This is a genomic window from Caldanaerovirga acetigignens (assembly GCF_900142995.1).
In the GTDB taxonomy this organism is placed as follows: Bacteria; Bacillota; Thermosediminibacteria; order Thermosediminibacterales; family Thermosediminibacteraceae; genus Fervidicola; species Fervidicola acetigignens.
In genome coordinates, this window is the sequence record NZ_FRCR01000008.1 from 20,538 (window position 1) to 33,353 (window position 12,816).

Consider the following 12,816-nt stretch of genomic DNA (forward strand, 5'->3'; position numbering starts at 1 on the left):
ACGGCCCGAAAGGGCCGTCTTATTTTACCACTATATTCACCAGTTTATGGGGCACGGTTATAATTTTCTCCACCGTTTTGCCTTCGATAATGGACGAAATTTTTTCGTGCTTTAAGGCAGCCTCCTTCATCTCCTCCTCCGCGATTTCGGCAGGCACCAGCATTTTTGCCCGGACCTTTCCGTTGACCTGAATGACCATTTCCACTTCTTCCTCTACCATCGCCAATTCATCGGCCTCAGGCCAGGACATAAGGTGGATGCTCGTTTTATTCCCCATGCGCTCCCAGAGTTCTTCTGTTATATGGGGTGCGAAGGGTGCAAGGAGCAAAAGAAGGCTTTCCACTGCTTCCTCGATTACCTTGCCGGAAACCGCCTTTTCCTTGCACGAGTTAAGTCCGTTTACCATCTCCATAATGGCGCTTATGGCTGTATTGAAGTTGAACCTTTCCTCGATGTCCTCGGTGACTTTCTTTATCGTCCTGTGAACAAGCCTCTTCACTTCTCTGTCCACCTGTTCGTTGCCGGATGGAGCGTCGACCTTCGGCAAGAGCTCTTCCACCAACCTCCAAACCCTTTGGAGGAAACGGTAGCAACCTTCCACGCCTTGGTCGCTCCACTCCAGGTCCTTTTCCGGTGGCGATGCAAAAAGTATAAAAAGCCTCGCCGTATCAGCCCCATATTTTTCTATGATGTCCTCCGGGCTCACGATGTTGCCCAGGGATTTGGACATCTTAGCGCCGTCTTTTAAAACCATGCCCTGGGTCAGCAGATTGGTAAAAGGCTCATCTACATGTACAAGACCCGCATCCCTCATGACTTTGTTGAAGAACCTAGAATACATCAAGTGCAATATCGCGTGCTCCACCCCGCCTATATACTGGTCCACCGGCATCCAGTACTCGAGCTTTTCCCTGTCGAAGGGTTTTTCTTCATTCCTTGGGTCGGTAAACCTGTAATAATACCAGGAAGAGCACATAAAAGTATCCATTGTATCTGTCTCGCGCCTCGCCGGACCTTTACATTTGGGACAGGTGGTGTTCAAAAATTCCTCGCATTCCAACAGCGGAGAAGTACCTTTCGGGTTGAACTCCACATCGTCGGGAAGCAAGACGGGAAGCTCTTCTTCAGGCACCGGCACGATGCCGCATTTTTCGCAGTAAATTATGGGGATCGGAGCCCCCCAGTAGCGTTGCCTTGATATCAACCAGTCCCTCAGTTTGTAATTTACGGTCTTTTTCCCTAATCCTTTTTCTTCCATGAACTCTGCTATTGCCTTTATCGCTTCGTTGCTGTTCATACCGCTGAACGCACCCGAATTTACGAGTATCCCCTCTTCAGTATAGGCTTCCGTCATGTCCCCGGCCGAAAGCTCATTTCCCGGCGGATTTATCACGACTTTTATCGGAAGACCGTATTTTTTCGCAAACTCAAAATCCCTCTGGTCATGGGCTGGCACCCCCATTACAGCTCCCGTTCCGTAGTCCAAAAGAACGTAATTGGCAATCCATATAGGCACCTTTTCGCCGTTAATGGGGTTTATCGCATAAGCCCCGATAAAAATGCCCTCTTTTTCAATTTCTGTAGAGGTCCTGACTATCTCGCTTAATTTTTCCATCTTCTTTTGAAATTCCCTTACCTCTTTTTCGTAAGGCGTTCCATCCACCAGTTCGTCCACCATCGGGTGTTCCGGCGCCATGACGAGATAACTTACACCGAAAATCGTGTCGGGCCTTGTCGTAAAAACCGGTATCCTCCTTCCGGTTTTTTCAGCGGTAAAATAAACTTCCACGCCCTCGCTTCTCCCTATCCAGTTCTCCTGCATTATCTTTACCTTTTCGGGCCAGCCGGGGAGCCTTTTTAGGTCTTCCAGAAGTTCGTCGGCGTACTCGGTTATTTTGAAAAACCACTGCTCCAGATTCTTTTTCCCGACTTCGGCTCCGCAGCGTTCGCAGCGCCCGTTCACCACCTGTTCATTGGCGAGCACCGTAGAGCACGAAGGGCACCAGTTGACGTACGATTTTTTGCGGTAAGCCAGTCCCCTTTCGTAAAGTTTTAAGAAAAACCATTGGGTCCATTTATAATAGCCAGGGTGGCACGTTGCAATTTCCCTGTCCCAATCGTAGCTTATTCCAAGCTGTTTGAGCTGTTTTCTCATGTTGGCTATGTTATCCCACGTCCATTTGGCTGGATGGATGCCGTGTTTTATGGCAGCGTTCTCGGCAGGCAGGCCGAAAGCATCCCACCCCATCGGGTGAAGCACATTATATCCTTTCATCCGTTTGAACCGGGCTACAACATCTCCTATGGAATAATTTCTCACATGGCCCATATGTAGCTTCCCAGAAGGGTACGGAAACATTTCAAGGCAATAGTATTTTGGTTTATTTGGATCCTCCACAGTTTTATATAGCTTTTGCTCTTCCCATCGTTTTTGCCATTTCGCCTCAATTTTTTTAAAATCGTAGCTGCTCACAAAGCAACCTCCTCTCAAGTTCGAGCAATTTTTAAAATTAAAGGCCTCTCGTCAATTTAGGGACGAGAAGCCTTTCTCCCGCGGTACCACCCTAATTGGCTGTTGCCCGCTCTTTGCACTTTAACGCCTACCGGCCAATTCCCAAGGCGAGTTCAAGGCTTCACCCTCCGGATTCACACCATCCACCCGGTCTCTGTAAGGGCTTTAGCCTTTACTACTCCTTGAATGGCAGTTTTCACTTTTACTGTCTATTATATGCAAAATCATAATTGCTGTCAACGTCTATCCTCGCTGCATCGGACCAAAGTCTCTCCAGGTCGTAATAGTCCCTCGAATCCTCGTCGAATACGTGGACAATGACATCAAAAAAGTCTATTAAGACCCAACGGGCCTCATCATAGCCCTCTTTCCCCCTAATTCTGCACCCATTTTCCAGGAGTTTCTCTTCAACTTCATCGCATAGGGCTTTGACGTGAATCGATGATTTGCCGGTGGCAATTACGAAATAATCGGCCAGAATCGAAATGGAACTTATGTCCAGCACCACTACATTTTCAGCCTTTTTTTCAATAAGAACTTTAGCTGCAAGCATTGCCGCTTCTCTGGGGCTTATTATCATTCGTTCCCCCTCCATATCAATTTCTCTGGGCATCCTTACCCACGATTATTGTCGTCAAATTTTCGTCATCCCCAGTGCCTTCCTGCATCCTAGCACTCCCGAAAACTTTCGCCAGCTTTTCTGCGTATTCTTTCATATCGCTGGGATATATTATAGTTGTGGTATCGTAATCGAAGCTATCGGCATTAGCGACCCTGACCACCGTGAAACCCATTGCTTCCAATTTCTCCGCCACTTTACTTGCCAGGCCCGCATAGCCGCTGCCGTTTAATACCGCAACCTTTACATTTGCGTTTTCGCCGAAGAACACTTCTTTCACTACTTTTCGCATTTCGGTCTCATAAGGTAAAAAGTAGCTCACGCCGCCTATATACCTTCCCTCTCCAGGAAGGATATACATTTTTACGTTGTCCTGTCCTATCTGCCTTGCGAGATTCGCAAGTTTCATCATATTTGATGGCTCAATATCAGTTCTCACCGTTTCCTGAACTGCCTTTACTATCTGAGGAAGCCTCAAAATGGTAGAAGGTTTAAAAAATGATTTTACAGCAGCTTCGAGAAATTTCTGCTGGGCTTTTATCCTCCCAAGGTCGCCTTCCGGGTACTGCCGAAATCTTACGAATTGCTCGGCCTTTTCCCCGTCGAGCACCTGAAGGCCAGGTTCCAAATCGATATTAAGTCCTCCGGCTTTGTCCACGTACTTCATCCTTTTTTCAATATTTATCTCTACACCACCCATCGCGTCTACTATCTTGCGAAAGCCGCTGTAATTTATAGCCACATAATTGTGTATGGGCACTCCAAGAAAGTCCTTTACTGTTCTAACGGCAAGCTCTGGCCCTCCATAAGCCATCGCAGCATTTATCTTCTGATAACCCACTCCGGGAATCCTTACCCTGGTATCTCTGGGAATCGAAAGCACGTTGATTTTTTTCTCGACAGGGTCAACACTCACCACCATCATCGTATCAGACCTGTAATGGTTGTGCTCTTCGTCGGCGCCAATGGTTCCGGCATCAAGTCCCAAAACTAGGACGTTCAATCTCCCGCCAGAGTACTCATCGCCGGAAGGATTGTCTCCTGTAAACAGACCTTGACCTCCATTCAAGCGGGACAGAGCAAAATAAAAACCGCTCACGAAAGCTAAAGATGCAAAAGCAAAAACGATAATTATATACTTAATTATCCTCCCCATTTTTTCTCTCCCCTTTTGAGTTTCTCCAGGAGAAGGCAATTTCTTGCCTCGACCATACGTGGATGCAGCAGCCTACCGCCCTCTATTACGTACTTTATAGTCGAATCGCACGCCATGATTACAGCATCATCCAAATCTTCAAAAGCCACTTTGCGCAACCTGTCGACTCCTGGAAAATTCCTCCCGGGCTCTATGTAATCTGCAAGAAAAATCACTTTATCAAGGGGGGTCATCTTCGGGTCCCCCGTAGTGTGCACTTTGACAGCCCTGAGTATAGCCGGATCTTCTATGCCGTATTTTATTTTCGCTAAGGCAGCTCCAAGCGGGGCATGTATTAAAGCTTTCTCCGCCATTGAAATTTCATCTAACAGTATACCAAACTGCCGTGCTAAATTCAACTGCTCGTCTTGCGGCATATCTTTTGCGCAGTCGTGTACCATTGCGGCAAGCTGCGCTTTTTCTACATCGACACCGTATCTTTTTGCAAGGGCCACCGCAATTTCCATTACTCCGAGAGTGTGGGCGAAGCGTTTTTGAGTCATGTTCCTTTTCAAATCCTCCATAATCAATTCCTTTGAAATCATCCAAATCACCTGTAAAGACCGTTTTTCAAAATGTATTTTTCCACACCCTCTGGAACCAGATATTTAATGGAACGCCCTTCTTTGACCTTTCTTCTTATATCGGTAGAGGATATAGCTATTGCAGTAACCTCGAGTAGGTAAACGTCTTTCCCGTATAATCTTTTTATCTCTTCAAGCTTATCTTTTAATTTATTAATAGGATAGCCAGGCCTCGTAGCGGCTATAAAAGTACAAATATCCAGCACTTCTTTTATGTTTTTCCATGTAAGTATATCAAGCACCGCATCGGCTCCAGAAATAAAAAATAACGAGGTATCTTTTCCGTATATTTGTACCATTTGATTTAACGTGTCTACCGTATAGGAATACCCTTTTCTATCTATCTCAATCCTGGAAACCTCGAAAAAAGGATTGTTATTCGTAGCTAATGCAGTCATCAAATACCTGTGTTCGGAATCGGTTACTTCATAATCTTTTTTGTGGGGGGGTTTTCCGGTGGGAACAAAAATTACCTTGTCCAATTCAAAATTAATCCTAGCCTCTTCTGCCGTTACCAGGTGTCCAAAATGGATTGGATCAAACGTTCCCCCCATTATCCCAATCCTCTTTCCAATCCCCAAAACGTCTCCCTCCACTTTCGGTCTTTACTCCAACTCTGTATAGTAAAATTCGCTATTGCCTATCCTCACTGTATCTCCCTCTTTTATTCCCTCTTCTTTTAAAAGTTCGTCAATTCTTAGATTCTTAAATGCTCTCTGCAATCTCTTTAAAGCGGTCTCGTTGCCTAGGTCTGTCATGGCCACTAGCCGCTCCACGGTCTTTCCTTCGACAACAAAAATTTCTCCTTCCCGCCTTACTTTTATCTTATCCTCTTCTTTTACGGTGTATTTTTTTACCTCAACTGGTTCAACCTTTTCATCACCTATTTTATCCAAGTACTGTATTATTTTGTAGATCAGCTCTCTTAAGCCTTCGCCCGTCGCTCCCGATACTGGAATTACTTCGTAACCCCGAGGTTCTAGATTAGATTTTATTCTAGCCAGGTTTTCTCTAGCCTGCGGAAGGTCCATTTTGTTAGCCGCAACTATCTGGGGCTTCCGGGCCAGTTTTTCATTGAAGTTTTCCAGTTCTTTGTTTATAACATAAAACCCCTCTATAGGGTCGTTGTCAAGTCCTGCAGCATCTATGACGTGGACAAGGAGCTTGGTCCTTTCCACATGCTTCAGAAATTCATGGCCCAACCCCAGGCCCTGATGTGCTCCCTCAATTAGCCCGGGAATATCGGCAATGACAAAATTGCGACCAGTCGGACCGGTTTCCACCACTCCGAGATTAGGGGAAAGGGTGGTGAAGGGATAATCGGCAATCTTGGGCCTTGCCGCCGTCATCCGGGAAAGCAGGGTGGATTTACCTACATTTGGAAAACCCACAAGACCTACATCAGCCAGCAGTTTTAATTCAAGTAGTATCCAGCGTTCCTCACCGGGTTCACCTTTTTCTGCAAAATCCGGAGCTTGATTTACGGACGAAACAAAACGAGCATTCCCGCGCCCTCCTCTGCCTCCACGGGCTACAACAAAGCTCTGGCCGTGTTCTACAAGATCTGCAAGCACCTCACCGGTAGCTGCATCCTTTACAACCGTGCCCGGGGGGACTCTGATGATAAGATCTTCGCCGCTTTTGCCTGCTTTGTTTGAACCCTGCCCGTTTTGTCCGCGCTCTGCCTTATAATGTACTTTATATCTGAAATCCTGCAGGGTAGAAAGATTTCTGTCAACAAGGAGCACCACGTCTCCACCCTTTCCGCCGTCCCCTCCGCTCGGTCCGCCCCGGGGCACGTATTTTTCCCTCCTAAAAGCAACAGCTCCATTTCCGCCATCTCCAGCTTTGACGTATATTTTTGCCTTATCCACAAACATATCCATCACCTTTTAATTATCAACATAAAAAGAAAAGCTATACAATGTCAGGTTTAGAATCGCATATGACCAGCGCTTCGGGAAACACATTCTGTAGATTACTATTTTTTTGCAAATCCTTCCCTTCCTTCAATACCTTCCAAATCTTCTTTTTCAGATACTTGACATCTTGTAAGTTGACTTTTTTGAGGTCGAAGTCTACTGGCTCCTTTATATATATATCATATCCTTTTTTCTTCAAAAGGATTATGAGGTCTAGGACTTCGCCTATTAGCCGCGGGTTTTCCAAGCTGCAAACTGCAGAAAAAATTTCATTTTTCCTTTTTATTTTTTCTATATAATCCAAAACTTTATCGACCTTGCCCAATTGAAGCATGGCGTATATAACCTGTAGGTGGTTGTTAAAATCGTGCCGCTGAAGCCTCGAGAAGAAAAAAAGCCTTTCCCAACATTTTCTGGGCACAAATCTATCGTAAAATCTTGCCGCAAGTACTGCTACGAAAAAAATCAATATACACCAAAATAAGGTAAAAGCACCATATCCTTTTGTCTTTAAAAGTTTCGAAACCACAAGGCTTACATAGTGCTGGCTTTCAGTCGTAAAGCGCACCAAAAACTCCGCCATTTGGTCCACCAAACCTTTTTTAATTTTAACATCGTTTATATTCTTCATTATTTTTAATTTTCCTTCTTTGCCATCAAAAAAGCTCCTCGATTATCCGAGGAGCTGCACTTCGGGGTAAACGTTTACCACTTTTTTATCTTTGCCTTTTTGCTCGAATTTCACGTAACCGTCGGTTTTCGCAAAGAGGGTATAGTCAACCCCCATCCCCACGTTCTTCCCCGGATAGATCCTCGTGCCCCTCTGGCGCACCAGGATGCTTCCGGCCTTCACAAACTGCCCGTCGAATCTTTTCACTCCAAGACGCTTGGATTCGCTGTCCCTTCCGTTCCTCGTGCTTCCTACTCCTTTTTTATGAGCGAAAAGCTGAAGGTTCATCTCAAAACACCCCCTTTTCTTCTTGTTTCTAATTTTACGTATGCTGGATAACTCCGCGCTATATCTTTCAAGCCTAGTACCGTTGTTTCCAATATAACGGAAGCCCTAGATAATTTTTCTTCCTGTTCGTTTTCGGGAAGAACAAGATGAAAATACCCTTCCTTTTTTATCGGAAAAATCCTAATTTTTGCCACGTTTTCAAGCCCCAGCACCGCTGTCTCGACCAGGGCTGAAACCGCAGCGCAGACTATATCTCTTCCGTACTCGGCATACCCAGCATGTCCTTTGAGCGAAAGCTCCCGCACTCTTTCGTTCTCATCAAGAGTAACGGTTATCTTTATCATGAGACTTCGATTTTTTCAATTTTAATCTCGGTATAGGGCTGGCGGTGTCCCTTCTTCCTCCGGTAATTCTTCTTTGGCTTGTACTTAAAGACGATTATTTTCTTGCCCTTGCCATGTTTCAGTACCGTCGCCTTTACTTTTGCATTTTCCAGTACCGGCTGTCCCACCATAAATTTCTCTCCGTCGGAGACGGCCAGTACCTGATCGAGCTCGATCATCTCGCCTTCTTGCGCGCTCAATTTTTCTACCCTGATTACATCGCCCTCCGAAACCCTATACTGCTTTCCGCCGGTCTCAATTATCGCGTACATTCTCTCATCCTCCTTCCTCTCGCCAGGACAAGGTAATACTTTTAAACCCGCCCTGTGCGGTGGCCGGCGAAACCACGTAGTTAATTTTAGCACACAAAAACGCCTTCTGTCAACTTCGACAGGACTTTCTCTCCCTTCCAGTCAGAAAAATTCATCGTCAAAATGCTTTTTGAAATCGCCTCTACTATTTTTTTCATCAAAGAGAATTTTACTTATTATTTAGATTCCATTGTAAACACAATATTTCCTCAGTTTTTTCCTCGTTCAGGTCGAATTTGTTTATTAAAACCTTAGTCGTAACTATAACGTTTTTCACAAGGCTTATTACTCTCTCGTAGGTAGCGGATCCCGGATGCGGTCCGCAACGGCCAAAACCACATGCGCAGGAAAGCAAAGAAGCGACAGAACAATTTATCTCTGGGCGTAGCAAGTTGCATAGTGCGTTCTTTTTGCCGGGAACATTTTTTATTTGCTGATAGCAGCACATTAAGAAGAAGACGACGAAGGCAGATAGGGTATCAACCTTGCAGCAAGGTTTTGTAAAGGCATGGATTGAAGCCAGATTCTGCCGGGCCCTCTTAGAGTAGATAAAAATAGGCCTTCACCGCCAAACAGTATGTTTGTAAATCCTCTTATCATCTCTATGTCAAAATCAACGGTGGGTTCAAACATGGCTATATGGCCGGTGTCAACCTTCATAATTTCTCCCGGTGCCAGGTCGTATTCCACCACTTCTCCGTCCATTTCAATAAAACACATTCCCGGGCCCGTCACTTTTTCCAGAATAAAGCCTTCTCCGCCGAAAAGGCCCGCCCCCAGTTTCTTCCTAAAGAAAATCTCCAGTTTTACGGTCCTTTCCGCACATAAAAAAGCCTTCTTTTGGCATATAATGGACTGTCCTGCGGAAAGTTGCAGCGGGATTATCTTCCCCGGAAAGGATGATGCAAAAGCAATAATACCATGCTGCTTTTTGCAGGTGTAAGTCGTCATAAAAATCGTTTCTCCCGCCAGCTTCCTAGCGATACCTCCAAAAAGTCCCCCCTCCATATTGGTCTTCATTTCGAATCCGTCGCTCATCCAGGCCATACCGCCGGATTCCGTAAAGACACTCTCCCCTTTTTCCAAAGTCAGGATAACCACGGGTAATGTATTTCCCCGGATTTCATATTTCATAAAACTTCCTCCCCCGTTTGTTTTCTTTTCCCCGCCCCCCGGGTGGTACCAATAATCCTTCACTTTAACTCCCATTTTATCATATATATTTGATAATGTCTCCTGTAAAGTAATTCAGTTGTTGGGGAAGCGCCACACCAGGGGTTTTGATCGGACTTTCTCAAGGTCTATCACTTTTTCTTTTTGGGACTGCTCTACCTGTTTTCCCGGGGCAGGCAATTCAATTCCACCGCTTGCGACAACCGATATGGTTTTTTTTGAAGACTGTTGTGTCGGTGTCCTTGGAGTTTCTGGGGTTTTGTTCAAATCACCAGGTGTTCCCCTTTCCCTGGCGTTAAACTTACCTGGCACGGATTTTGCTTCTGCATCTCTGGACAGGAAAACCGCAAGGCTCAGTGCGTTCGCTATAAGTAACAGATATACGAGCGAATATTCATCCTGCCGGTATATATTTTCGATGAGTTCACGGATTAAAGACACAAAAGATCCCTCCAAAAAGTTAATCTTAAAAATTATAATATTCACTCCCTTCCCACTTATGTGTTGCAAGAAAAAATTAATAAGCGGGGTATTCCCCCGCCTAATCTGCAAGTAAAAGCAATATTAGTACTAAAAATACTACGAAGACATCCCTCCTGGTTTCCACGGAAAGAAGCAACGAAGACCCCCCTTTGCCCCACTATTGCTAGTAATAGGCTATTCATTCCTAACTTAATTTGTTCCTAGCTTTACATGGTCATGGTACCTCTGTCGGTTTCCACAACTTTCAATATTCTTTCTTCACGTCCGTTCTGAGCGTTGATGTAAACGAGATAGCGCTCATCTTCCAATCTCCCGTCGACCTCGTAGCAAAAGATTTCCTTCAAAGCCTCATCGGGTATTATCACTTTACGTATTCTATTTACTGTAAGTCTCTTTTCAAAATTACCCCTTACCTCCTCTTCACTAATTTTAAATTCTGGGATTTTTCTTTCCGTGTGATTTGTGAGATACCCGAGGGCATCAAAGCCCACTACGTCGCCGTTATCCATGGCTACCTTTACCTTCACAAAATCCGGGTATACTAGAACATCATCCTGTTTATAAGCAAAGGTCACAGTAATTGTATTGTTCTCCCGCAGTGACCCTGTGGGTTCCATATTGCCGTAACCTCTGGCCGCGATAAATTTTTTCGCCTTTTCGACGGCGGTTTTTATGTCTATTTTCTGCTGCTCGACGTTTCTCGAATTTAAAAACCATAACACATGCCCGCCTTGCCGGCTTACATCCATTGCGATATCAATATCGTTCGTTCCGGCTCTCCTGAAGCTGAGGGTGTAGGCATCTATGGTCCCCTTTGTTCGTGCGGTCACCGAAACATCGTACCGCACGTTCCGCGGGTTATCTATGAATTTCCGTCCTATTTCAACGGCTTCCTGTTCGGTTATGAGCGAACCTGTTATAGCCTTCGGTTTTATCTCTTCAACGTGGTCGGAAAACGGGCCGTCATAGGTGATGGTCGGGGCTTCTTCCTTGAGCCGCTGGTCTATTGCCACGAATTTATCGGCCATCACCTGCCCGACCCTCCTGCTCATACCCATGGCAAAAGAACCTTTCTCCCAGTTTACCCGTCCTTTTGCCACATCATCTGAAAGCTCCCGTAGGTACCGGTTCAAGTTCTGAGTATTTTTTTTGAACTGCCGGAGAATATTCCACTCCCTTTGAGTAACCGTCTGAGTCTGCGCGATTTTTTCGGCAATGGTATGGGAAAAGTCCCCCATCTGGGCGAAGTATTTCTGCATGTTAGTCATATCTCTGTTTCCCAAAGGCAGGGAAGAAAGATTGGAACGGGCCTTTTCCGCTTCGTGCCAGACGCTGGTTAAAAGCATAATCCTCTGGCCTTCTGACGATGTGACAAGCCCTTTGGATAATAATATGTTAATGTTATTGACGTTTTCAAGAAGGTTGTAAAAAGCCTTTTGATAACCCGCCTCCAGAAGGTTTTCCGCAGAATACGCCTTGCTTTTCATGCTCCAAAGGCTAAAAACCGCCAAAGCTACGAGCAGCACTAATAATGTCCACAAAACATAATTTCTTTTCAATTCATCATCTCCCTTCATCTTGCAAATACGTGTCTTCCTATCTGGGTGATTATCCGGCGGGTCCATATCCAGGGGCTAACTCTTTTGTATGGGTTCCAGAAAAAGAGGCTTCCGTAAGTAGGGTCCCAGCCATTTAAGGCATCGCGAGCAGCATTGTAATTTTCCCTACTTGGATTCCTAGCCCATATTTGTCCGTTGCTCACTGACTCAAAAGCCCTCGGCTGATAAATTACTTCGGGAATTGAATCTGGAAATTTAGAGCTCTTCACCCTGTTTAAGACAACGGCTGCAACGGCAACCTGACCTATATACGGTTCTCCAGCCGCTTCCCCTGATACTACGCGGGCTAATAATTCTATGTCACTTGCCCTTGCTGCAACTAAATAGCCGGCAGTTGCTTCTTTGACTGAGCGCTCTCTACTTTCTGAAAAGATTCCGGCTCCGAGGATTAACATTAACGCAAGAGCGGTAATAAGCCTTACCTTTTTTACAAATCCTTCCACTTTGTCACCTCCTCAAACTTGTCATTTTTAGTTTTGGTGATCCCCGCATCCTTTATTCCCTCACTTCCTCAACAAAAAAAACATATAATATTTTAGAAAAATTTATGAAAAGTAGGTGCGAAACGATGGATGAAAATAAAAAGGGCAATGAGCACAGCCACGATGAGAAAAAGCTCGAAAAAAACTGGAAAAAAACCTCATATAACCCTTATTTGCTTTTTTTAATACTGATTCTACTCGTTAAGTCTTTTGAAGTACCGGTTTCATCAAAAAATATCAAAAGGGGTGCATTAAACAAATGAGGCTTCTTTCGGTATCTGATGACGATTTGAAGCTCTTGGGCGCCCTAAAACCTTTTCTAAGCCCAAAAGGCCAGGAAGTTATAGAAATTTTTTCCACGGTCCTCAACGTCTTCAGGCCATCAAACCCCGAAGAAAAAATAAACCTTGAAGCCTTAAACGCATTGCTTTCTATCGTATCTACACCTTCGGAAGAAAAGGAAGATAAAAAAGAGGAAACCGTCGAAATTAAACCGGCGGAGGACTCTACGAAGACAAAACAACTGGAAAATCTTCTAAATGCGTTGGCCGAAAAAGAAAAGAATGAATAAAAAA

At 44.9% G+C, this 12,816-nt stretch carries 16 protein-coding genes; 2 read left to right on the plus strand and 14 right to left on the minus strand.

Annotation, left to right across the window (positions count from 1 at the left end):
- Nucleotides 1-19 precede the first annotated feature (19 nt).
- The 14 genes from leuS to BUB66_RS07265 form a co-directional block, all read right to left on the minus strand.
- A complete protein-coding gene (leuS, locus tag BUB66_RS07200) occupies nt 20-2,473 on the minus strand; it encodes a leucine--tRNA ligase (protein ID WP_073256851.1) in 2,454 nt (817 codons plus the stop codon).
- 241 nt (nt 2,474-2,714) lie between these two features.
- The gene (gene rsfS / locus BUB66_RS07205; RefSeq protein WP_073256854.1) at nt 2,715-3,092 is read right to left on the minus strand and encodes a ribosome silencing factor; all 378 of its coding nucleotides are present in this window, start codon (nt 3,090-3,092) and stop codon (nt 2,715-2,717) included.
- A gap of 16 nt (nt 3,093-3,108) precedes the next feature.
- Nucleotides 3,109-4,287 carry an LCP family protein gene (locus BUB66_RS07210; RefSeq protein WP_073256857.1) on the minus strand — a complete coding sequence of 393 codons (1,179 nt, stop codon included), beginning with the start codon at nt 4,285-4,287 and terminating at the stop codon, nt 3,109-3,111.
- Nucleotides 4,275-4,850, minus strand: coding sequence for a bis(5'-nucleosyl)-tetraphosphatase (symmetrical) YqeK (yqeK, locus tag BUB66_RS07215; RefSeq protein WP_244269788.1), 576 nt, complete (start codon nt 4,848-4,850; stop codon nt 4,275-4,277). Before yqeK ends, BUB66_RS07210 begins: the two co-directional genes overlap by 13 nt.
- Nucleotides 4,851-4,876: 26 nt before the next feature.
- The gene (gene nadD, locus BUB66_RS07220) at nt 4,877-5,491 is read right to left on the minus strand and encodes a nicotinate-nucleotide adenylyltransferase (RefSeq protein ID WP_244269789.1); all 615 of its coding nucleotides are present in this window, start codon (nt 5,489-5,491) and stop codon (nt 4,877-4,879) included.
- A gap of 24 nt (nt 5,492-5,515) precedes the next feature.
- Nucleotides 5,516-6,790: a GTPase ObgE gene (obgE, locus tag BUB66_RS07225; RefSeq protein WP_073256859.1), complete on the minus strand. Its 1,275-nt coding sequence runs from the start codon at nt 6,788-6,790 to the stop codon at nt 5,516-5,518.
- A gap of 37 nt (nt 6,791-6,827) precedes the next feature.
- The gene (locus BUB66_RS07230; RefSeq protein WP_073256861.1) at nt 6,828-7,463 is read right to left on the minus strand and encodes a Spo0B domain-containing protein; all 636 of its coding nucleotides are present in this window, start codon (nt 7,461-7,463) and stop codon (nt 6,828-6,830) included.
- A 42-nt stretch (nt 7,464-7,505) separates the two neighbouring features.
- Nucleotides 7,506-7,790 carry a 50S ribosomal protein L27 gene (gene rpmA / locus BUB66_RS07235; protein WP_073256863.1) on the minus strand — a complete coding sequence of 95 codons (285 nt, stop codon included), beginning with the start codon at nt 7,788-7,790 and terminating at the stop codon, nt 7,506-7,508.
- Nucleotides 7,787-8,134: a ribosomal-processing cysteine protease Prp gene (locus tag BUB66_RS07240; RefSeq protein ID WP_073256866.1), complete on the minus strand. Its 348-nt coding sequence runs from the start codon at nt 8,132-8,134 to the stop codon at nt 7,787-7,789. The genes rpmA and BUB66_RS07240 overlap by 4 nt, the downstream gene beginning before the upstream one ends.
- Complete coding sequence (gene rplU, locus BUB66_RS07245) at nt 8,131-8,445, minus strand: 50S ribosomal protein L21 (RefSeq protein WP_073256869.1); 315 nt, start codon at nt 8,443-8,445, stop codon at nt 8,131-8,133. Before rplU ends, BUB66_RS07240 begins: the two co-directional genes overlap by 4 nt.
- 486 nt (nt 8,446-8,931) lie before the next feature.
- On the minus strand, nt 8,932-9,618 hold the full coding sequence (locus tag BUB66_RS07250; RefSeq protein WP_073257146.1) for a TIGR00266 family protein: 687 nt from the start codon (nt 9,616-9,618) through the stop codon (nt 8,932-8,934).
- A 114-nt stretch (nt 9,619-9,732) separates the two neighbouring features.
- Nucleotides 9,733-10,098 carry a hypothetical protein gene (locus BUB66_RS07255; RefSeq protein WP_143156247.1) on the minus strand — a complete coding sequence of 122 codons (366 nt, stop codon included), beginning with the start codon at nt 10,096-10,098 and terminating at the stop codon, nt 9,733-9,735.
- A gap of 248 nt (nt 10,099-10,346) precedes the next feature.
- The gene (gene ypeB / locus BUB66_RS07260; protein ID WP_073257170.1) at nt 10,347-11,699 is read right to left on the minus strand and encodes a germination protein YpeB; all 1,353 of its coding nucleotides are present in this window, start codon (nt 11,697-11,699) and stop codon (nt 10,347-10,349) included.
- A 14-nt stretch (nt 11,700-11,713) separates the two neighbouring features.
- A complete protein-coding gene (locus BUB66_RS07265) occupies nt 11,714-12,202 on the minus strand; it encodes a cell wall hydrolase (protein WP_244269790.1) in 489 nt (162 codons plus the stop codon).
- A gap of 125 nt (nt 12,203-12,327) precedes the next feature.
- Here BUB66_RS07265 and BUB66_RS12145 point away from each other — a divergent pair, with 125 nt between their 5' ends.
- Both BUB66_RS12145 and BUB66_RS07270 read left to right on the plus strand, forming a co-directional pair.
- Entirely contained in the window at nt 12,328-12,504 is a 177-nt protein-coding gene (locus tag BUB66_RS12145; RefSeq protein ID WP_159431514.1) for a hypothetical protein, read from the plus strand.
- Nucleotides 12,501-12,812, plus strand: coding sequence for a hypothetical protein (locus BUB66_RS07270; RefSeq protein WP_073256875.1), 312 nt, complete (start codon nt 12,501-12,503; stop codon nt 12,810-12,812). The genes BUB66_RS12145 and BUB66_RS07270 overlap by 4 nt, the downstream gene beginning before the upstream one ends.
- Nucleotides 12,813-12,816: the final 4 nt, after the last annotated feature.

What these genes read in the sequence shown, in the direction of transcription:
- rsfS (WP_073256854.1), bottom strand. Translation starts at nt 3,092, where the DNA reads ATGATAATAAGCCCCAGAGAAGCGGCAATGCTTGCAGCTAAAGTTCTT.
- BUB66_RS07210 (WP_073256857.1), bottom strand. Translation starts at nt 4,287, where the DNA reads ATGGGGAGGATAATTAAGTATATAATTATCGTTTTTGCTTTTGCATCT.
- yqeK (WP_244269788.1), bottom strand. Translation starts at nt 4,850, where the DNA reads ATGGAGGATTTGAAAAGGAACATGACTCAAAAACGCTTCGCCCACACT.
- obgE (WP_073256859.1), bottom strand. Translation starts at nt 6,790, where the DNA reads ATGTTTGTGGATAAGGCAAAAATATACGTCAAAGCTGGAGATGGCGGA.
- BUB66_RS07230 (WP_073256861.1), bottom strand. Translation starts at nt 7,463, where the DNA reads ATGAAGAATATAAACGATGTTAAAATTAAAAAAGGTTTGGTGGACCAA.
- rpmA (WP_073256863.1), bottom strand. Translation starts at nt 7,790, where the DNA reads ATGAACCTTCAGCTTTTCGCTCATAAAAAAGGAGTAGGAAGCACGAGG.
- BUB66_RS07240 (WP_073256866.1), bottom strand. Translation starts at nt 8,134, where the DNA reads ATGATAAAGATAACCGTTACTCTTGATGAGAACGAAAGAGTGCGGGAG.
- rplU (WP_073256869.1), bottom strand. Translation starts at nt 8,445, where the DNA reads ATGTACGCGATAATTGAGACCGGCGGAAAGCAGTATAGGGTTTCGGAG.
- BUB66_RS07250 (WP_073257146.1), bottom strand. Translation starts at nt 9,618, where the DNA reads ATGAAATATGAAATCCGGGGAAATACATTACCCGTGGTTATCCTGACT.
- BUB66_RS12145 (WP_159431514.1), top strand. Translation starts at nt 12,328, where the DNA reads ATGGATGAAAATAAAAAGGGCAATGAGCACAGCCACGATGAGAAAAAG.
- BUB66_RS07270 (WP_073256875.1), top strand. Translation starts at nt 12,501, where the DNA reads ATGAGGCTTCTTTCGGTATCTGATGACGATTTGAAGCTCTTGGGCGCC.